The organism is Sulfuricurvum sp. RIFCSPLOWO2_12_FULL_43_24 (genome assembly GCF_001829605.1).
Taxonomy (GTDB): domain Bacteria; phylum Campylobacterota; class Campylobacteria; order Campylobacterales; family Sulfurimonadaceae; genus Sulfuricurvum.
Genome location: NZ_MIBT01000053.1, coordinates 1 through 18941, shown reverse-complemented (window position 1 = coordinate 18941; position 18941 = coordinate 1). Strand labels below are relative to the sequence as shown.

Genomic DNA, 18941 nt, shown 5'->3' with positions numbered 1-18941 from the left:
TAGCACTGTAACGATTAATAGTTCTGTAAATTAAACTTAAAAGGGCTAAAATAGTGTCATTACTGCACAAAGGGCACGGATGAAGATAGGGATTGTAGGATTAGGGTTAATGGGGGGATCGATGGCGCTTGCGCTCAAACATCTCTCTTTTATCTCTTCGGTCATCGGATGCGACCATAATGAAGAGCATCAGAAAATCGCCCTGCAACGAGGATTGGTTGAGTCATTTGTAAGTTTTGAAGAGCTTAAGAAGCACTGTAATGTTATCTTTTTGGCTATTCCGGTTGACGGGGTCATCGCATTCTTGCAAAAATCAACCGATTTAGCCGGAAGTGACAAAACCTTGATCGATTTGGGAAGTACCAAAGCCCTGATCGTTGATGCTATACCCAGCGTTATTCGTCCTAATGTGGTTGCTGCCCATCCGATGACAGGAACCGAGCAGTTTGGTCCGAGTGCCGCTTTAGAAGGGCTCTATGCTGAAAAAGTAGTGGTACTGTGTGATTTGGAACACAGCGGCAATACTCAACGTGATACGGCGCTTCGCATTTTTCAAGCGATCGGTATGCAAATCCGAACGATGGGTGCGGCGCAACATGACCGCCACGCAGCCTTTATCAGCCACATGCCCCATATTATCTCGTACGCTCTCGCAAACACCGTGTTAGCCCAAGAGGAAAAAGAGAATATCCTCACCCTCGCGGCAGGGGGATTTCGTTCCATGAGCCGTCTGGCTAAAAGTTCCCCGGCGATGTGGGAAGATATTTTCCGTCAAAACCGCCAAAACGTCCTCAATGCGGTAGAACTCTTCGAGATTGAACTTCAAACTCTGAAAACCGCCCTTCAAAACGAAAATTACGCTGAACTGCGCCGTGAAATGAAAGGTGCCAACAAACTCTACGATATTTTTAAATAATCAAAGTTCAAATAGCCGCGTTTCCCGCTTCAAAGGTTTTCTCATCATCGAAATATTTGAAGTTGCCGATGTAATAGCATTGGCACCATTTTCTCTTCCCTTTTTTTGGAATTCAACCGTTTGAATCTTTCCGATGCTCTTTTTTAGATTATGACTGACCCGCTCCTTTAACCCCGGATCAGTGGTATAGACCCGCTCATACCAAAAGCGTGCTCGATCAAACCGTCCGCTCATGTACAGAGCATTGGCTCGGTTGTAACGCACCTGCGGAGAATCGTGTTTCATCTGATAGCGTGCGAAAAGGTGTTCACTTTTTTCATATTCTCCCCTCTCATACGCCGCTTTTGCCTCGATAAGTTCCTTAAAATCCAAAATTCCGGCATGAGCGGGTGTTAGTGAGAGGCTAAACAACAGCGCTAATGAACCGACACCCACGCTTTGACGCTTGCTCATGGACGAAAGGGCAAAAAGAATCAACGTCATAGCCAATCCCAAGGGATAAAAAAAGAGGGGAACATGCACTTGAGCGAGGTGTATCTTTCTAAGCTCAATCAGTTTTTCATGGACGGCTGACACATCAGAGGGTGAAGAAACGATCCAAAAATCTTCCCTTTTCATCGGCGTTAAAGTCACAACAATCTTCATATCTGCATCGATTCGATGCAGTTTCTCCTCCAAAAGAGGCTTGTTGGATAGTTGCGAAGAAGGGGTTAGATGTTTAATCAATTCACTCAATATTCCTCCGTCATTACTGCGCGGTGCAATACGGTAAACGCGATCATCAAACCCTATCAGTTCAATCTTCTCTCCCAAAACGGTGTAAAGCGTTGAAAGGGCCAGAGAGCGGGTTTGATCAAAGTTTGCTCCCCCTCTATCAATCGCTAGGATAATATGAAGCTCTTTCCCCTCAATCGGCGTTGAGTCGATGATGACCGGTTGAGCCATTGCAACGATAATCAAAAGGGATGAGACGAGAAAAAGGCTATTCCGCCCCTTTAACCCCATCGTCGTCTCGGGCGCATGAAGTTTCTCGAGTACTGCTTCACTCAGCCAGCGATTTTTCAACGGTTTTTGAGTGAGCCAAAAATAAAAAAGGACTAGGGTCGGAAGCAACAGCCAGAGCAAAAATTCGGGGTGTAAAAAGCTCATGCAAGCCCCTTTTGATTACGACCGTACAGATAAAGAAGCATTGCTAAAAAACCGATAAAAAGGGGATAAATGTAGTAATACTCATAATATTTTTGCACTCTTATCACCTCAAACGGGGGGTGAGCACGATCACTCATCTCCACCCAATCTTCGTTCGGGTCGATGATACTTACTTCTACCCCAATCGGCAACGAACGGACCAACTTTTTGGGCTTCTCTGAGAGAACGAGCACCCATCCTTTCCCATCAGGGGAGGTGGAGAAAAAACGTTCAATTTCCTTGGTTATTTTTCCCTCAGAATGATCGGCAGTAAGCTGCAAAAGGATTTTTTGCAGTGCTTCATAATCGTCGCTAAGAGGGATCATAATGGGTGAAGCACCGGGAATATATAAGGCGAAGCGATCATGATTTCGTTTCTCGATAAACGATTGTATATCCTCTATCATGTCAGGATGGATCGATGCCGGGTCAAGCGCAATAAGAATATCGTATCCGCTCACCTCCTCTTTAACCTCTCGCACCGGTGACATCAGCGCGACGATAAAAAAGGAGATCATAGCCCATTTGGCAACCCACATCCAAAGAGGTGATTTTGTCTCATTCGATTCAAAAAAAAGTGTTCGGGGAAAGTAAATCGGATTGGTGCGCAACGGACACAACGCCTCGCACGCTAAAAAGAAAAAGAGGATAAATCCAAGTTTTGGGAACTGGAAATAAACGCCATCAAACATCGATAATCTCGACATAGAGACGATAATACCCCAACGTCTCCTCATCGATCATTTTCACCTGCGGGGCATATTTATACGGGGCTAACCGCTCAAAAAGGTTATGAAACGCTTTTGAAGTTCGCTCGTTATCGGAAGCGAATACTCTTCCCAATTCAGTGATCGTATACGCGGCACGTTTGGGATCGGAAAAATCAATGGCGGAAAGAGCCTTAAAGCGCTCTTTTCTCACATTTATTTTGCGTTTACGCAGCTGTTTGATCAGTGCTAAAATCAGTGCCAAAGTGACAGTAACCGTAATAATGACGACCGCAATGAAGTAATAAAGGGAATAATCGGGTATCTCAATCAGCGGTGCGATATCATTCACAGGAATATTAAGATCTTTCATGCTCTCCCCTCAAACAATCGTCGCAATGTCACCACCGCATTCGCATCGGTATAGAGTTTCGTCGCCCGTACTCCCGCTTTGCGAAAGGTTTCAAATAGCTCAATATCATGGACTTTTACCCAATCACGGTAACGCTTGACACTGCGTTCATTAAAATCTCCCTCTAAAACCGCACCGCTCTCAGGATCGATCAGTGCGCTGAATCCCATAACAGCAGGGTTCTCTTCGGCACGGTCACGAACGACGATAGCGACCACTTCGTGCTTCCTAGCGAGGAGCCGCAAATCAGGAATCTCGAAAAAATCACCGATAAGGACGATGAGTGATCTGCGCTTTGTCCGCCGATAAAGCTCTTTTATCGTATGAGATAAGTCTACATGGTGATGCAATATTTCCGAATCCAACACGCTCACGGTCGCCTGCTGAACCGAAAATCGTTTTTTCGCGGGACGAATCTCACTCCGCAAATTTTCCGAAAAATTGCAATGACCGAACATATCCCCGTTTGCTACCGCCGAATATCCGATCAGCGCTACCGCCTCGGCGACACTCTCGATTTTAAACTTCTCCGATCCGAAATGAAGCCCTCCGCCCAGAAGCGCTACGGTAAGGACATTCAGCTCCCTCTCTTCCCGAAACACTTTGACGAACGGTTTTCCCATCTTCGCCGTAACATTCCAGTCGATATGACGGGTATCATCGCCGCTGACGTATTCGCGCAATTCGATGAAATCATACCCCTCTCCCCGAAACATGGAGGGGTTATTTCCAATACGATCACCGATGATCTGGCGACGGGCTTTGAGAAGAATCTGAGCGCTGTTTTTCATTAGGGAATCGGTACCGCTTTGATAATTTTCTCGATCAGCTCGTCGGTGGTGATCCCCTCCGCTTCCGCTTCATACGAGAGGACAAGACGGTGACGCATCAACTCTTTTATGACTGAGGCGATATCACTCGGAGTGACAAACTCTTTGCCGCGCAAGAAAGCAACGGCACGTACCGCTTTGAACATATCGATGCTCACACGAGGGCTTGCCCCAAACTGCAAGAACCCCTTGATCTCACCCAATCCAAACCGCTCCGGTTCACGGGTCGCGGTGACGAGGTTTATCATATATTTCTCTACCTCTTCGTCGATATGGATCGTTTTGACTCTCTCTTTGAGCTCACGCAGAGTTGAGGGGTCGATCACCGCATTGATTTCTTCACCCAGACCCGATCCGACACGTCGCGCGATGGAGAGTTCCTCTTCGGGAGTATTGTAACCGACATTGATTTTGAGCATAAAACGATCGAGCTGCGCTTCAGGGAGAGGATACACTCCCTCGTTTTCAATCGGATTCTGCGTCGCCATAACGAGAAATGGAGGGGGGAGTTTAAAACTCTCATCCCCCAGCGTCACTTGACGCTCCTGCATCACTTCCAGCAGTGCTGACTGTACTTTTGCCGGAGCGCGGTTGATTTCATCGGCGAGGAGAAGATTGGTGAAAATAGGCCCTTTTTTGATTTTAAAGCCGTTCTCTTTCGGATCGTACACCTCAGCACCCAAAATATCGCTCGGAAGCAAATCAGGGGTAAATTGCACCCGTTTAAATCCTAATCCTAACGTTTGCGAAAGAGCTTTAACCGTTGTTGTCTTTGCTAACCCCGGTATCCCCTCGATCAAAATATGCCCGTCGCACAATAATCCGATCAACAATCCGTCGATCATTTTTTCCTGTCCGACGACGACTTTTGAGACTTCGGAGCGTATTTGATTAATTACATTTATCATTTTGTCACCTTTTTATCTGTTGTAAGATTACCCAGTTTCTTTTTAGCTTCACTTAATTCCATTCTTCCCGCTTCAACTTCACCGATAATGGTTTCAAAACGCTTTTCTCCCGAAAGGGACAGGAGTATCACCAACTCTTTGGATGTTTTCGCATCATCGTAAAAATGCTTTGTCTTTCTCCGTGGACGTAATTTCCATAGCCGACGTGCCACTTCGCCCAGTACGATTCCTGTTATCACAAGTGCCGCATAAAGGGTATAACGCATCCATCCGCTCCAATCACGCAAAGCAGGAGGGTCAAGGAGGTTGGATCGCTCATACCCCTGTGCCACTTCGATTGCGACCGCTTCGCTTTGGAGGCGTTTGATTTTTTGACTCTGTGTGTCAAACACATCGATGGTAAATTTGGGAATCACAAAACTCTTCTCACCCACAAGGGCAAATTCCTGACGTATCTCCCCCGAAAAACCTGCCGAATCGGGAGAGATATCTCGTGTCGGTTCTTCGGCAAAAACATTGACGCCGCTGATATTAAATTCATAAGAGACGTACTGATCGAGATTTCCCTTCCCTCGAAGATAGAGGCTCACATGAACCGGCTCATGAGCGACGACACTCCGTTTATCGACCCTTACTTCCAACTCCAGCTCACCGCTGAGTGCCACGCTGTTAGGTTTGACACGGATAATGGCTTTCGGCAGATGTGCGGTTTCATCATCAAAGTCGTACTTTTTAACGTTATCCCGCCCGATCGAGGCATTTTCGATCGAGGCAAAGGTCGTATGGCGGATCAACGCATCCAATGCCACCTCGATATTTCCCTCTTTCAAAGGGGTAATCAACACATCAAACGTCTGTACCCGTTTTCCCTTAATGATCTGATCACGCTGGGTCAGAATAGAGGCTTTATAGGTTTCTGTAGCGGAGGGTTTAAAATCAATCGTATAATCTGCCGCACTGGTCGAAAAGGTACATTCATACCGCACGACACCACTCTGCTGAACATAGAGGCTCTGCGGCGCTTCGAGCATTTTCCACTCATACGCCGCTCCCCATCCGTTTACACTGATTATTATCAGCGCGATCAGCCTACCAAGGCTTCGTTTCATGGACACTCCTTTGGTTGATCAATTCATACTGTTTGGAACTGAGAGCAGCTTTGCCTTGCGACGTTGAAAAACGGGGATCTGCCTGCGCTTTTTTACCCGCATCTCCCGCACCGGAGGAGGCAATATCACTTTGCATATTCGATCCTCCCCCCTCTTTCCCTTTTTTACCCTCACCTGTCGGTTTGTTCTCATCGGAAGAGAATTTATCTTTTTGCTCTTTACGGACATTGAGCGATTTTTGTTCTTCTGCTCTGGCAATCGCGCGAAGATTCTGATCGGCTTCTCGGCTATAGCTCAGGGTAAGCGATTTGAGCAGAGCGTTACGTCCATTTTCAAACTCACTGAGTCGGATATGACAATTGCCCATATTATAAAATACCTTCGATTTGAACAAAGAATCTTCCGAGCGGATGATACGGTAAATCGCCAACGCCTCCTGATATTTTCCCGCTTTGTAGAGGGCATTGGCACGATTGAACTTGCTATGCTCCGAATCAATCCGTCCATACCACTGCGCCGAATGCTCATAATTTCCGCGAGAATACTCATATTTCCCTAAGGTTTGATAGGGATAATCGAGCAACCCCGCATTGGCACTGATCCCGAGAAAAGCTAAAATAGAGATAAAAATCTTCTTCGTTCGCCATGAGCTTGTCGAAGGGAAGATCCATGGTTCGACAGGCTCACCACGAACGAAATACCCTCCAAGTGTCGTATATCCCAGCATAAAAGCGATCAGCGCTAAAACCAGAGGGAAATAAAAGAGTTCCTGATAACGTGTTACGGTTGTTGAACCCGCAAAATCTTCACTCCGCTCCCGCTCGATCCACTCGATCACACTGGATGCATCGGCTCCATCGATCACTTTCCCACCGCTTTGTTCCGCTATGAGATTAATCGCGTCATTACGAGAACTGATAACGATATGACCATCCTCATCTTTAAGCGATCCGTTATCGGATGGGAGGGTGCTCCCCTGAGATGATGCCAGCATCACGACACACACCTTCAGACCGTTTTCCTCCGCATACGCTGATTCTTTCTCATAGGAGAGTTCATCCCCTCCATCACTAAAGAGGACGACAAGCGGACGCTGGGCATGGGACATTTTACGAGAGAGTTCCAATGCACTCATCACCTCTGTCCCTTTGGTAATAATCTGCGATTCATCAAGCGAAGCGAAGAGATGGGTGAGCAGTTCCGTATCTTTGGTGAGCGGTGAGAGGATAATCGCACTCGTCGTATGGGCAAGCACCCCGAAGCGATCTTTTTTATCCCTCTCTACGATTTGGTGCAACACCCCCTTCGCCGCATCCAACCGAGTGGGTGCTATGTCAGTCGCCCTCATCGAGTAGGAGACATCGACGGCTAAAATAACATCGTTTCCCGCTTCTTCAACCGTGATCGGTTTTTCGGGGATGACCGGACGGGTCAGGGAGAGGATCAAAAAGAGGAGACTCACCATCAGCCAAATCTGTGTATGCCAACCATAACGGCGCGCACCCCAGAGATAGAGGGGAAGAAGGATAAGGGCGATGAGCCATAACGGGGTGAGGAAACTCATCCTTTTACCCTTCGTCGCCACATTAGCCACATCACGATCACCAACGCCCCTGCAACCGCATACTGGAAATAGTGCTCGAAAAAGGTGTGCTGCGCACTTTTGATACGGGAACGCTCCAGCGTATCGATCTGATCGTACACCTCACGCAACTCCTTCTCATTTGCCGCCGCAAAATATTTCCCTCCGCCATCACGTGCCATTTGCGCCAAGAGTTTACTGTCAAATTCTCCTTTTTCACCGATCCCGATGGTATAGAGTTTCACCCCCGCTTTGTGTGCCATCACTACTGCCTCTTTGGGGGAGACTGCACCGCTGTTGTGCTCCCCGTCGGTGAGGAGAATGATTACCTTACTCTTGGCTTTGGAATCTTTCAATGCCCGAACGGCCTGAGCCACCCCCTCGCCGATGGCGGTATTCTGCCCCGCCATCCCGTGACTGAGATAACCGATCATCTCGGAGATGATCTCTTTTTCATAGGTCACAGGGGTCGCGATAAAGGCAAAATCCCCGAACACCACCACTCCGACGTTGTCTTCACGCCGTTTCATGACGAAATCACGTGCGATTTTTTGGACAATCTCAAACCTCGTCGCGCGGCTCTCATCGCTCGAAAACCCCGAGGCGTTCATCGATCCGCTGGCATCGAGAGAGAGGACGATATCGATCCCGTTTCGATTACGCGGATCGGAGTAGTCTACAACGACGGGAGTTGCCAATGCCCCCACCATGAGCGTCACAGCGAGTGCCTTGAGCAGCCACTCCATATTTCGCCATTTTCCCGGATTGCCGAAAAATTGCAGATGGGGAAAGTACCGTTTTTGTGGGATGATTTTACAGCGGTATAGGCAATAGAGTATCGGAGGAAGCACCAAAAAAGCCCATGCAAAATCAAATGACCAGATATTCATAAATGGGATTATACCTTTTCACACTGCTGTTTCCAACAGCTATCACAAAAATATCTAAAAGCGACTTTATAAGTTTTTCTTTTGGTAACAGCTATAAAAAATATCCTTATTATTTAGCTACAATCCCTTATCTCTATACATTTGGAAAGTAGTATGAAGTATTTCATATCAGTTATTATGGCATCCTTTTCTCTCTACGGTGCCAGTTATTCAACCACCTCCAACTGGCTCATCGATCTCAATACCACCCCTACACAGATGGAAGCGATCCAAAAACAATTTCGGGGGTTCGATACGGCAATGATGGAAGTGGGATATCGCTATGAAGCGACGAAAAAAGCGATTAAGCAGGGCAACTATCCTCTTGCATTGTATCATTGGGAGAAAATCAAAACGGCTATCGATAACGGAACCATCCGCCGTCCTGCACGAAAATCATCTGCCGAAACATTCTTTTTTGAAGAAATTTATCCTCAGTTTCGCGATGCACTCCGTACCAATGACACCACAAAAATCCATGCACTATTTGAGCAGGTCAAACCCTCATGCAATGGTTGCCATACGGATCAAAAAGTAGGATTTATCGTGATTGAATAACGTATTCAATCACCGTTTTACTGTTTGAATGTACTATGACAGAGGACGCATCCATTCAAAACTTTTTCCAAAGCCATCATCGATTTTTTATTATCTTTTGTTTTTAATGTTTGAGCGAGAGCATCTGCCGATTTGTGAAAGGTAACTCCCATTTGTTCAAACGATTGATTTTTAAAGCTTCCGCACATCGAATTTTTCTCCAGTGTTAGTCCCAGTTTTTCTGATGCTATGACAGAGGCTTCATCATATTTTGCGCTATTCATGAGTTGCACGATTTCGGATATTGCCGCTAAATGTTCCCGCATATTCGATAGTTGATGCGCTCCTTGCATCGTCCCTTTTATCCCTAAAGATTGTCGGCTGTCGTCCTCTTGCATCATCTTCATATCCATCGCAAAAATCGATTGGTTAAAAGTGAGTATCATAAGAGATACCGCAAGTATTTTTATTTTCATCGTAAACTCCGTATTTAATAGTGAGCGCAGTTTAGCATAATGCTAAGGGGGGATAATTTAATCAATTATTAACGAACTCATTGTCCTGCAATGCATTTCTCTCATTTCACCGTGAGAGTATCACCGAAAAAAAGTTCTCGGTTATTGTCAAAATTCGTGACCAAGGTTTGAAAACACCCTGCCATTTCTCGGATCGTTTCGATGTTCGGCTCGATATAGACTTTATTCCCTTTTTTCTCAACCGTGATGATCTTTGCCTCTTTCAGCTCTTTGATGTGCGCCGAAATGGTCGGAAGAGAAAAACTAAAATGTTCCGCGATGGTACTGACACACGTAGCGATGGGATTGACCTCAACACCGGGCTGTTTTTTGTCCAACGAACAAGCATATCCACCCGTAAAGACATTTTTAAAAATCAAAAAGCGGGTCTCATTACTGAGCGCTTTAAAGATTTTGAGTTTTTGTTCCATATCTAACATTGACACCCTTTTGGCACATACTGATTGTATTGTGAATGAAAAATTATAGCACGTAAGAGTCTATTAGGAAATTAGCTAAATAAAATTACTGAATTTAGTATTTAGCTAATTAGGTATTTACATTATTTTTACACTTATTCATTAAAATGCACTATCTAAAATTTTTATCATTCAAAGGATTACTATGAAAAAATGGTTACTCACCCTCGCCCTTTGCGGAATGCTATTCGCCGAAGAAGGGGTTAAACAAGTTGTTTTCGATTTGAAAACCGGAGATATCGCAACGTTTGAAAAAAAAGTATTGCAAGGGATCGCCTATCATAAAGCTCATTACGAGGGGAAACTCGAAAAGCTCGATGTCGCCGTTGTTATCCATGGTGATGCCTACAAATTTTTCATCAAAGATTTAAAACACTCCCCGTATAAAAACGATACAGCCCTCGCAAAAATACATGATGATCTCAGCAAGAGGATTGCAACGATGGCAAATACCTATGAGGTAGAATTTTTAATGTGCGAAGCAACGATGAAAGCCCTCAAAATCGATCAAAGCAATGTGTATGATTTCGTCAAAATGACCCCAAACTCGACTATCGGTCTAATCGATAAACAAAACGAACATTTTGCTTATCTCCCGATTCATTGAGACTTGACATATATTTGTGATTATTATATGATACCAATTAGTTAGTTAATTAGCTAATATCATAAGTAATGACGCAAGGGGTTTAAAATGAAGAGACGAATGGTTCTAATGGTTGCAAGCTTGCTGATGAGTTCTTCATTAATGGCAGGTCAAGCAGAGTCCGAAAAACTGATTAGCGCGGCGAAAGCTGAAGCGGGTGAAATGGCACCGAAACAACTCAAAGAGATGCTGGATGCTGAAAAAAAAGTGATCGTTATGGATGTACGCGAGGAAAATCAGCGTGCAGAGGGTGAAATCTACGCACCCAGCACAATGGCGATCACACGCGGAAATCTCGAATTTGAAGTGCTCAATAAAATCAAAGACAAAAATGCGCTGATCGTCACCTATTGCCGTGGCGGAAGCCGTGGAGCGTTAGCCGCTCAAACCCTCAAGAAACTCGGATTCGTGAATGCGACCAACCTCAAAGGCGGACTCAAAGGGTGGGCGGAAGAAGGTTATCCGATTGAGACAGGCTTAGGAGTTACTCTCCTCACCAAAGAGCAATAAGGAGACGATTATGACAACAATTATCCTCAATCACCAACCCTATGACGGTTCCGATGTGACGTGGAATGCTCTGCGTCTGGCAAAAACGCTTCATAAAAACGGTGAAGCGGTCAATATTTTTTTGATGAACGATGCGGTCGATCTCGCTCGCGACATCATTAAAAAACCCGAAAGCTACGATCACGATTTGGTCGATATGCTCAAAAAGCTTTATGAAGAGGGGATTTCCCTCCAAGCCTGCGGTACGTGCAACGCACGATGCGGACTTTTTAAAAATCAGCCCTATTTCGATGAGAGCGTTTCCTCGACAATGCAGATACTTGCCGATTGGGTTATCCAAAGCGATAAAGTATTAACATTTTAAACGGACTGAACTATGCAAAAGGGATACTATAGATGAAATATATCATTATGTTTTTGTTGATTTTCAACAGTTTTGTGTTTGCTGAACCCAAATTCCTCATGCCCGAAGAGGCGTTTCAGGCAACTGCCCATCTGAAAAAAAGATGTACGATCAACGCCACGATAGAGTTGGGTCACGATATCTATCTCTACCAATCCAAAGTAAGCGCAAAAATCGTCGAGAAAAACAGCGGTATCATCATCGACCGCCTCGTTCTCCCCGAAGGAGTCGATCATGACGGCGAAAAAGTCTATCTGACCTCTCCCTCTATCGATATCGCATTGGCGAAGACGAGAGAACTGGATGAGATCGTTCCGATAACGCTCGTTCTGAGCTATCAAGGGTGTTCGGAACAGGGATTGTGCTACGAGCCGATGGAGACGACATTCAATTTCGACATAGAAACCTCGGCACTGGTTCTCAAAGAAGCCACTCCCGCTGCACCTAAAAAAAGCCCGATCACCGTCTCTGAAACCGACCAAATCACCCAAACGTTTATCGAGGGGAACGTACCGCTCATCCTGCTGACCTTTTTTACGTTCGGACTGCTCCTCTCTCTGACCCCATGTATTTTTCCGATGATTCCGATCCTCTCCTCGATCATTGTCGCACAGGGCAAAAACATGAATGCCAGACGGGGATTCACCCTATCCTTGGTATACGTCCTCTCTATGTCAGTTGCCTATACGATTGCCGGAGTATTAGCGGGACTTTTCGGCGGGAATATCCAAATCGCGATGCAAAATCCGTGGGTTATTTCAACGTTTGCCCTCCTTTTCGTAGGGCTTGCCGTCTCCATGTTCGGATACTTTAAAATCGGCCTTCCTACCTCATGGCAGACCAAGCTCACCAAATCTTCCGAAAAGGCCAGTTCCAAGGGGGGTTATATCGGGGTCGCCATCATGGGCTTTTTATCGGCATTGATCGTGGGACCCTGCGTTGCCCCTCCGCTTGCGGGTGCCCTCGTCTACATCGGTCAAAGCGGCAATGCACTTCTCGGTGGTGCGGCACTCTTCGTCCTCAGTATCGGAATGGGAATACCATTGCTGTTGATCGGAACGGGCGCGGGAAAATACATGCCTCGACCGGGAGGATGGATGGATACGGTATCCCATATCTTCGGTGTCGTGATGCTCGCGATCGCCATCTGGATGCTGGGGCGCATCCTCCCTCCAACGGTTTCCATGCTCCTTTGGGCGACATTGCTCATCATTGTCTCCATCTATCTGGGAGCGCTCGAATCCCTCCAAGGGAATCATAAAGGGATAAAACCGTTTCTCAAAGGGGTGGCGATTATGATGCTTGCTTACGGGTTGATCCTCTTTTACGGCGCACTCAAAGGGGAGACAAATCCCCTCGCTCCGATTTCAGCAGAAGCCCCAAGCGCTTTGAGCGAAAAAACAGCTTCCGCTTTAGCGTTTAAAACGATCCACTCTGCCGAAGAGCTCGATGCGATATTGGCAGAGAGCAAAGGGAAGAAAGTGATGCTCGATTTCTACGCCGACTGGTGCAGTTCGTGCAAAGAACTCGATGCAATTACGTTTAAAGACCCCGCTGTGATACAATCACTGAACGATTATGTTTTAGTGCGTGCCGATGTAACCGCCGACACGGATGCCGAAAAAGCACTGACCAAACGGTTCGGATTATTCGGCCCTCCGGCCATGATCTTTTTCGATGAGAGCGGGACGGTGATCCAAGGCGGTGATCTCATCGGATTCAAAAATGCCGAAGACTTTTTATCCCACCTTAAAACTTTGGAGACAAAATGAAAAAAATCCTCTTGGCCCTCTTACTTATCAGCAGTTCACTCTTCGCCGAACTCGATTGGGCACCTTCGTATGAGAAGGGGTTGGAACAGGCTAAAAAAGAGCATAAAATACTAATGCTGATGTTCTCGAAAAAAACGTGCAAAATGTGCAACATTATGAAAAAAAGCGTCTATGAAAACGACGACGTTGCCGAATATGTCAAAAACTTTTTTATTCCCGTGGAGATCGATGTCGAGGTGTATCCCGACAAATACGGCTATCAAGTCATCGGTACCCCGACCTATTATTTTCTGGACTCCAACGGCAAACAGATCGGACGGATGATGGTCGGCGGTGCCACGGCAGAGGGATTCTTACAAAAACTCAAAGACGTAAAACAAGGTAAATAATCGATGTTCAAACGTTCACTCCTCCTATCTCTGCTCCTTAGTCTCTCATCCTCCGCGCAAGAGCTGGAGGATATCTTTAAAGAAGGGAAGGTGAGCGGCCAGCTCCGCGCCTTTTGGTATGACGGAGATCGCGAACTCCGCACTGACCGAACCGCCTTCACCCTCGGAGGGATTTTAAGCTATAAAACAGCACCCTATGAGGGATTCAGCGGAGGGGTGTCGTTCTTTTCGAGCAACGGAGTGAGCGCATTGACCCAAATGCCCGAATCGGGACAAACCCATAACCTCAATCTTGATGGCAGTTCCATCAACACTCTCGGCGAAGCGTACCTCCAATACAGCGCGCATGACACCCTCATCCGTTATGGACGTCAGCGCCTTGACTTCCCTCTCGCAAACGATTATTACAACCGTATGCTCCCTAACAGTTTCGAAGCGCTCAATATCGAGAACCGATCTTTGAGCCATACCACGCTAAAAGCCGCTTACATCACCGGATGGAAATACAAAGCCTCCGACACCTTCGTCTCACCCACCTACTCACTCGGAGTTGACCGTAATATCGCCGTTCTCGGTGCGATCTATTCTCCTGCATCACCATGGAAAATCGAACTCTACGATACCTATGTGCGCGATGTGATGAACGCCCCGTATCTCCAAGTCATCGATAATGAGATGTGGAAATCCTCCGAGGGGACAACCCTCTCCGGTGCACTGCAATATCTAAATGAGCACAGCGTAGGAGCCAATGCCGCAGGAGAGGTCAATACCTACCTTCTGGGGCTAAGAGGGACGCTAACACAGGGGAAATGGAGTCTGAGCGCTCTCTACACCCTCATCGGCGATCAGAGCCTTCTGGGGAGCGGGGGACGGTATGAGAAGATGGGATGGGGAGCCTTTATCACCTACACCGATTTGCAGATCGACGGCGAGAGTGAAAATGCGGGAGCGGAAGCCTACGGCAGTGTACTCACCTATCGACCCGATTCGACGTTCGAGATTTCCGCCAAGTATATGAGGATCGATCAAAGCGATGCGATCCAATCCAACCCCGCATCCCTCACCCAAAATCCCCGTCCCGATTCGGACGAGGTCAACATCGATGCAACCTATCAGCCGCGCAAAGAGTTTCGCCTACGGACTCGCTTTGCTCTAATCGATTACGACAGTAGCAGTACATCACTGTATCAAAGCAAAGCGTACGATGAGACAAACGTTCGGATCATCGCCGATTATCTGTTTTAAAAGACTAAAGTGATCTGAAAAGACTGCTCATCACTTTTGATCGTGTAATCAAATCCTACTTCACGGCTTAGCCGTTTTAACATTTTCTCTCCAATCTTTGAACTGAACAAATATTTTTCCGCTCCAATGGTATTGCTAATCACTATATTGCGGCTTATCGGATCGCACCCAATTTCAACAGTGCTGTTCTCTTGCGCGTAAGTAATAGCATTTTCGAGCAGAGCGCCCAAAACTTTAATCAAGAGTTTCTCAGGAGCTTTAACTGAAAAAGAATTCTGCGGCAATTGAAGCGTTAATTGTTTGCGTTGAATCAATATTTCCATTTTAGTTTTAAGCGCCTTAAATGTTGTGATAATATCGATTGTGCTTGCCTCTTCAAAATCTGAACTCTCTAAAAAAAGTACATTTTTAAGTTCACTGGTCAGTCTCTCGATGTCATGACCTAAATCATCCGTAAATTTATCTTTACTATAGTCATTATTGCTTTGATAAACATCGAGTCTGGAGCGCATCAGTGCCAAAGGAGTTTTGAGCTCATGCGCCGCTTCTTTGAATAATTCAGCCTCTTTAGTACGATAGTTTTCCAAACGCCCTATCAATGCACTAAAGGCATAGGAGACCTCTTCAATTTCTTTTCCAGGATTATTGAGCGAAAAATCGAACGGTTTTTTACTGTTCCACTCATGTGTTTTTTGCGCTAAAATGGCCAAAGGTTTCATATAATAATCAAGTAAAATAATACTGATCAGTAAAATCACCAATAATGAAAGCACATAGCGTATAAGAAGTTTTTGCCCATATTTATCAAGTGCAAACTTGATTTTTTGTGTATCGCTAATAGCATTAAGATAAATACCATTGAGCTGTTGCACTGAGGAAACGACCTCATTTTCTCGTGCGACGTAGGGATCACTTGAAACGAGAAAACGTAGATTTGATGCCTCTGAATCGTTCAAAATCATCTGATTATGGGGAATAGCATATAAAAAAGTAAGACAACTGTTTGGGGTGAGCGGTTGCGGTATATAATCACTCTTACTCTCATTTAACAAATGCTTGAGCACCTTTTGCAGGTCATTGGTTTTTTCACTGCGCATCGTTTGGAGTGCTACCATCCAGTTGAGACTAAAGGCAATTGCCATGAGTATTGAAAAAATAAAAGCAATTTTAATCTTAAGAGGTACTCGACTTCTATATTTCAACAGCATATCCTCGTGTTTTGATTGTTTTGATCATTGAAGGATGAAGCTTTTTACGGAGTCGTGCAACTAATTCATCGATTGCGTTGGGGGTAATATTTTGGGGATTGTCATAAAGTGCATCCATGATTTCATCCCGTGAAGCGATCGAAGCGTGATTCAACAAAAAAAAGAAAAGGGCGTGTTCATTTTTGGAGAGGATGATTTTTGTCTCTTCTTGATAGATTATTTGTTTCGTCGTATCAATGGTAAATCCATGCAGCTGAAGAAACGTAGGTGCAAAGCGTCGCGCAAGAGCAATAAGACGAGCACGTAACTCTTTAATATCAAATGGTTTTTCGAGATAATCGTCCGCACCATACTCAAGCCCCTGTACTTTTTCATCAATACTTCCCAATGCACTCAGGACCAAAATACCCATCAGAAGATTTTTGTTTTTGCCATAGTTGATCAGTTCTTGAACACGATCTTTTCCATGAAACGTTCGATCCACCAAAAATACTTGGTAATGATACGCATCAAGATAGTGCTTGGCCTCTTCAACGTTTGAAACGGTATCGATTATCCACTCATTATTTCCTAATGAGAGCTTTAGCAGTTCAAGCAGTTCAGGTTCATCATCTGCAATTAAAATACGCATTTACAGCTCTTTTACCTCATCTATGAATATTTTAATCGTTTTGTCTTTTAATTCTTTTTTGATAGCTAACGCCAGTACAATCGCTTCAGATTGTTGCAAAAAAAGGCGAAACAATCCAAAATCCCGCCTAGCGCTTACTTGTTCTTCCGTGCTGACCAAAAAGGCTCCGGCACCGTAGCGGTTACAAGGGAAAAAATAAAAATCATCATATCCTTCTTCTAACAATAAATCAACCAATGTATCTTTATTCGCGATTTCAAAATACATATCTAGTCTGTTCAAGCTCATTTTTGTCCTCGTTTATAGATCATTTTAAAAGCCGGCGGTAAAATCAACAGGGTCAAAATGGTCGATGTCACCAATCCCCCCAAAACAACGATTGCCAATGGTTTTTGGATCTCACTTCCCACACCGGAGGCAAATAACAGCGGTAACAGTCCAAGTGCCGCGATAAATGCCGTCATCAATACCGGACGGAGCCGTCGGCGCGCCCCCTCAGCAACCGCATCATCGATCGTCAACCCGTTCCCCAGAAGAGTATTAAAATAACTCACCATCACAACCCCGTTGAGTACCGCAATCCCGAAAAGTGCAATAAATCCGACCGATGCCGGAACAGAGAGATACTCGCCGCTCAAGAAAAGCGAGATAATCCCCCCCGTCACAGCAAAAGGGATATTTAACAAGATAAGCAAGGTAGTGCTCACCGATCGGAAGGTGAAAAAGAGAATCAGGAATATCACTCCGATACTCACCGGAACCACGGCCATCAAACGTGCAGATGAACGTTGCTGATTCTCAAACTCTCCGCCGTAAACGATATGGTATCCCTTCGGGAGTTGAATCCCCTCATTGATTTTTTGTTTCGCCTCTTCGACAAATCCGACCAAATCCCGGTTTTCTACATTGGAGCGCACCACACTCAGACGCTCATTATTTTCTCGAAGGACTTGTACCGGCCCCTCGGTCTCCTCTATCGTAGCCACACTTGCCAATGGAACGCTTCCCCCTTCACTCAAAGGGATCTCTAAAGCGCTAAACTTCTCGTAATTCTGCGCGATATCACTATCCAAACGGATCATAACGGGGGTGCGTGCATTGCCCTGAGGAACGGTATCGACAATAATCCCTTCCAATGAGGCTTTTAAAAATTGTTGCAATTCGCCGCTGCTTACTCCCGTATTTGCTGTCGCCAGCCTATCAGGGGTAATACTGAGATAGTTTATCCCCTCGTTTAGGGTAACCACGACTTCGCTGGAGCCATTAATCCCTTCTAAAATCGTCCCCACCTCTGCGCTGAGCGTATTCAGCGTATCAATATCGGTACCGAAAATTTTGACCGCCAAATCACCGCGTGTTCCCGTCAACATTTCCGAGATACGCATATCAATGGGCTGAGTAAAGCTAAACCCTACCCCCGTAAAAGGTTTAAGAGCAATCATAATATTTTCCATGATCTCCTCTTTGCTTTTTGCCTTCCACTCTTCTTTAGGCTTTAGGATCAAAAACGTATCGGTTTGATTCAGTGTCATAGGATCCAATCCCAGTTCATCCGTCCCCGTTCGCGCAACAATAGTCTTGATCTCCGGAATTGTGTTAAGAAGCTCTTTTTGAATGGCCAAATTAAGCTCTTTGGACGCTTCCAATGAGATAGAAGGCATCGGTTCAACAATTAAAATCAAATCCCCCTCATCCAGTGTCGGCATAAACGTTTTACCCACCAATCCAAACAGGGAAAAGCTTAGAACTAAAAAGAGTATCGCTCCGATAAAGAGCGTTTTGGTTCGAGTCAAGGCAAAATTGAGTGTCGGAGCATACAACTGTGCAAAAAAACGATCCAATCGAGTTTCAGAATGTGGAACCGTTTTGAGAAGCAACGATGCGACAACCGGAATGACGGTGAGAGAGAGGATCAATGAACCCAAGAGGGCAAACACGATCGTCATCGCCACGGGTGCAAAAAGTTTCCCTTCAAGCCCTTCGAGTGTCAAGAGCGGTAAAAAAACGACGGCAATAATCAAAAGT

General features: G+C 45.6%; 22 protein-coding genes. 8 read left to right on the top strand and 14 right to left on the bottom strand.

Features of this window, described 5'->3' with window-relative positions:
- Positions 1-79: 79 nt before the first annotated feature.
- Positions 80-916: a prephenate dehydrogenase gene (locus tag A3G19_RS05415; RefSeq protein ID WP_041192375.1), complete on the top strand. Its 837-nt coding sequence runs from the start codon at positions 80-82 to the stop codon at positions 914-916.
- On the opposite strand, the gene A3G19_RS05410 is transcribed toward A3G19_RS05415, so the two are convergent.
- Genes A3G19_RS05410 through A3G19_RS05375 form a run of 8 tightly spaced genes read right to left on the bottom strand, consistent with a single transcriptional unit; the run spans position 917 to position 8542 of the window.
- Complete coding sequence (locus A3G19_RS05410) at positions 917-2065, bottom strand: tetratricopeptide repeat protein (RefSeq protein ID WP_294871037.1); 1149 nt, start codon at positions 2063-2065, stop codon at positions 917-919.
- A complete protein-coding gene (locus A3G19_RS05405; RefSeq protein WP_294871034.1) occupies positions 2062-2841 on the bottom strand; it encodes a hypothetical protein in 780 nt (259 codons plus the stop codon). The genes A3G19_RS05410 and A3G19_RS05405 overlap by 4 nt, the downstream gene beginning before the upstream one ends.
- Positions 2789-3184 (bottom strand): hypothetical protein, encoded by a 396-nt coding sequence (locus tag A3G19_RS05400; protein ID WP_294871031.1) that lies wholly within the window; start codon positions 3182-3184, stop codon positions 2789-2791. The genes A3G19_RS05405 and A3G19_RS05400 overlap by 53 nt, the downstream gene beginning before the upstream one ends.
- Positions 3181-4014 carry a DUF58 domain-containing protein gene (locus A3G19_RS05395; RefSeq protein ID WP_294871028.1) on the bottom strand — a complete coding sequence of 278 codons (834 nt, stop codon included), beginning with the start codon at positions 4012-4014 and terminating at the stop codon, positions 3181-3183. Before A3G19_RS05395 ends, A3G19_RS05400 begins: the two co-directional genes overlap by 4 nt.
- Positions 4014-4961 carry a MoxR family ATPase gene (locus A3G19_RS05390; RefSeq protein WP_015652858.1) on the bottom strand — a complete coding sequence of 316 codons (948 nt, stop codon included), beginning with the start codon at positions 4959-4961 and terminating at the stop codon, positions 4014-4016. Before A3G19_RS05390 ends, A3G19_RS05395 begins: the two co-directional genes overlap by 1 nt.
- Complete coding sequence (locus A3G19_RS05385; protein ID WP_294871025.1) at positions 4958-6070, bottom strand: BatD family protein; 1113 nt, start codon at positions 6068-6070, stop codon at positions 4958-4960. Before A3G19_RS05385 ends, A3G19_RS05390 begins: the two co-directional genes overlap by 4 nt.
- Positions 6051-7634, bottom strand: a complete 1584-nt coding sequence (locus A3G19_RS05380) for a VWA domain-containing protein (RefSeq protein ID WP_294871022.1) — start codon at positions 7632-7634, stop codon at positions 6051-6053. Before A3G19_RS05380 ends, A3G19_RS05385 begins: the two co-directional genes overlap by 20 nt.
- The gene (locus A3G19_RS05375) at positions 7631-8542 is read right to left on the bottom strand and encodes a VWA domain-containing protein (protein WP_294871019.1); all 912 of its coding nucleotides are present in this window, start codon (positions 8540-8542) and stop codon (positions 7631-7633) included. The genes A3G19_RS05380 and A3G19_RS05375 overlap by 4 nt, the downstream gene beginning before the upstream one ends.
- Before the next feature lie 153 nt (positions 8543-8695).
- Here A3G19_RS05375 and A3G19_RS05370 point away from each other — a divergent pair, with 153 nt between their 5' ends.
- The gene (locus A3G19_RS05370; protein ID WP_294871016.1) at positions 8696-9139 is read left to right on the top strand and encodes a hypothetical protein; all 444 of its coding nucleotides are present in this window, start codon (positions 8696-8698) and stop codon (positions 9137-9139) included.
- Between the two features lie 17 nt (positions 9140-9156).
- On the opposite strand, the gene A3G19_RS05365 is transcribed toward A3G19_RS05370, so the two are convergent.
- Both A3G19_RS05365 and A3G19_RS05360 read right to left on the bottom strand, forming a co-directional pair.
- Positions 9157-9594 carry a cytochrome c gene (locus tag A3G19_RS05365; protein ID WP_015652848.1) on the bottom strand — a complete coding sequence of 146 codons (438 nt, stop codon included), beginning with the start codon at positions 9592-9594 and terminating at the stop codon, positions 9157-9159.
- A gap of 101 nt (positions 9595-9695) precedes the next feature.
- Positions 9696-10073 (bottom strand): helix-turn-helix transcriptional regulator, encoded by a 378-nt coding sequence (locus tag A3G19_RS05360; protein ID WP_015652847.1) that lies wholly within the window; start codon positions 10071-10073, stop codon positions 9696-9698.
- Positions 10074-10257: 184 nt separating this feature from the next.
- Here A3G19_RS05360 and A3G19_RS05355 point away from each other — a divergent pair, with 184 nt between their 5' ends.
- The 6 genes from A3G19_RS05355 (at position 10258) to A3G19_RS05330 (ending at position 15077) form a co-directional block, all read left to right on the top strand.
- Positions 10258-10719 carry a DsrE family protein gene (locus tag A3G19_RS05355; protein ID WP_294871012.1) on the top strand — a complete coding sequence of 154 codons (462 nt, stop codon included), beginning with the start codon at positions 10258-10260 and terminating at the stop codon, positions 10717-10719.
- A gap of 87 nt (positions 10720-10806) precedes the next feature.
- Complete coding sequence (locus A3G19_RS05350; protein WP_294871009.1) at positions 10807-11268, top strand: rhodanese-like domain-containing protein; 462 nt, start codon at positions 10807-10809, stop codon at positions 11266-11268.
- Positions 11269-11278: 10 nt separating this feature from the next.
- Entirely contained in the window at positions 11279-11632 is a 354-nt protein-coding gene (locus tag A3G19_RS05345) for a DsrE family protein (protein WP_015652844.1), read from the top strand.
- A 32-nt stretch (positions 11633-11664) separates the two neighbouring features.
- Positions 11665-13443, top strand: a complete 1779-nt coding sequence (gene dsbD / locus A3G19_RS05340; protein ID WP_294871007.1) for a protein-disulfide reductase DsbD — start codon at positions 11665-11667, stop codon at positions 13441-13443.
- Positions 13440-13832 (top strand): DUF255 domain-containing protein, encoded by a 393-nt coding sequence (locus A3G19_RS05335; protein ID WP_015652842.1) that lies wholly within the window; start codon positions 13440-13442, stop codon positions 13830-13832. Before dsbD ends, A3G19_RS05335 begins: the two co-directional genes overlap by 4 nt.
- A 3-nt stretch (positions 13833-13835) precedes the next feature.
- Positions 13836-15077, top strand: coding sequence for an OprD family outer membrane porin (locus A3G19_RS05330; RefSeq protein WP_294871006.1), 1242 nt, complete (start codon positions 13836-13838; stop codon positions 15075-15077).
- On the opposite strand, the gene A3G19_RS05325 is transcribed toward A3G19_RS05330, so the two are convergent.
- From A3G19_RS05325 to A3G19_RS05310, 4 genes are all read right to left on the bottom strand, one after another.
- Positions 15074-16279 carry a HAMP domain-containing sensor histidine kinase gene (locus tag A3G19_RS05325; protein WP_294871005.1) on the bottom strand — a complete coding sequence of 402 codons (1206 nt, stop codon included), beginning with the start codon at positions 16277-16279 and terminating at the stop codon, positions 15074-15076. The genes A3G19_RS05330 and A3G19_RS05325 overlap by 4 nt on opposite strands.
- Positions 16269-16916, bottom strand: coding sequence for a response regulator transcription factor (locus A3G19_RS05320; RefSeq protein WP_294871003.1), 648 nt, complete (start codon positions 16914-16916; stop codon positions 16269-16271). The genes A3G19_RS05325 and A3G19_RS05320 overlap by 11 nt, the downstream gene beginning before the upstream one ends.
- Positions 16917-17183, bottom strand: coding sequence for a DUF3240 family protein (locus tag A3G19_RS05315; RefSeq protein WP_291750920.1), 267 nt, complete (start codon positions 17181-17183; stop codon positions 16917-16919).
- Between the two features lie 17 nt (positions 17184-17200).
- Positions 17201-18941 (bottom strand): efflux RND transporter permease subunit (locus A3G19_RS05310; RefSeq protein ID WP_294870998.1); only part of this gene is annotated, 1741 nt, incomplete at its 5' end.

Coding starts and splice junctions, on each gene's coding strand:
- A3G19_RS05415 (WP_041192375.1), top strand. CDS start 80: ATGAAGATAGGGATTGTAGGATTAGGGTTAATGGGGGGATCGATGGCG.
- A3G19_RS05410 (WP_294871037.1), bottom strand. CDS start 2,065: ATGAGCTTTTTACACCCCGAATTTTTGCTCTGGCTGTTGCTTCCGACC.
- A3G19_RS05405 (WP_294871034.1), bottom strand. CDS start 2,841: ATGAGGAGACGTTGGGGTATTATCGTCTCTATGTCGAGATTATCGATG.
- A3G19_RS05400 (WP_294871031.1), bottom strand. CDS start 3,184: ATGAAAGATCTTAATATTCCTGTGAATGATATCGCACCGCTGATTGAG.
- A3G19_RS05395 (WP_294871028.1), bottom strand. CDS start 4,014: ATGAAAAACAGCGCTCAGATTCTTCTCAAAGCCCGTCGCCAGATCATC.
- A3G19_RS05390 (WP_015652858.1), bottom strand. CDS start 4,961: ATGATAAATGTAATTAATCAAATACGCTCCGAAGTCTCAAAAGTCGTC.
- A3G19_RS05385 (WP_294871025.1), bottom strand. CDS start 6,070: ATGAAACGAAGCCTTGGTAGGCTGATCGCGCTGATAATAATCAGTGTA.
- A3G19_RS05380 (WP_294871022.1), bottom strand. CDS start 7,634: ATGAGTTTCCTCACCCCGTTATGGCTCATCGCCCTTATCCTTCTTCCC.
- A3G19_RS05375 (WP_294871019.1), bottom strand. CDS start 8,542: ATGAATATCTGGTCATTTGATTTTGCATGGGCTTTTTTGGTGCTTCCT.
- A3G19_RS05370 (WP_294871016.1), top strand. CDS start 8,696: ATGAAGTATTTCATATCAGTTATTATGGCATCCTTTTCTCTCTACGGT.
- A3G19_RS05365 (WP_015652848.1), bottom strand. CDS start 9,594: ATGAAAATAAAAATACTTGCGGTATCTCTTATGATACTCACTTTTAAC.
- A3G19_RS05360 (WP_015652847.1), bottom strand. CDS start 10,073: ATGTTAGATATGGAACAAAAACTCAAAATCTTTAAAGCGCTCAGTAAT.
- A3G19_RS05355 (WP_294871012.1), top strand. CDS start 10,258: ATGAAAAAATGGTTACTCACCCTCGCCCTTTGCGGAATGCTATTCGCC.
- A3G19_RS05350 (WP_294871009.1), top strand. CDS start 10,807: ATGAAGAGACGAATGGTTCTAATGGTTGCAAGCTTGCTGATGAGTTCT.
- A3G19_RS05345 (WP_015652844.1), top strand. CDS start 11,279: ATGACAACAATTATCCTCAATCACCAACCCTATGACGGTTCCGATGTG.
- dsbD (WP_294871007.1), top strand. CDS start 11,665: ATGAAATATATCATTATGTTTTTGTTGATTTTCAACAGTTTTGTGTTT.
- A3G19_RS05335 (WP_015652842.1), top strand. CDS start 13,440: ATGAAAAAAATCCTCTTGGCCCTCTTACTTATCAGCAGTTCACTCTTC.
- A3G19_RS05330 (WP_294871006.1), top strand. CDS start 13,836: ATGTTCAAACGTTCACTCCTCCTATCTCTGCTCCTTAGTCTCTCATCC.
- A3G19_RS05320 (WP_294871003.1), bottom strand. CDS start 16,916: ATGCGTATTTTAATTGCAGATGATGAACCTGAACTGCTTGAACTGCTA.
- A3G19_RS05315 (WP_291750920.1), bottom strand. CDS start 17,183: ATGTATTTTGAAATCGCGAATAAAGATACATTGGTTGATTTATTGTTA.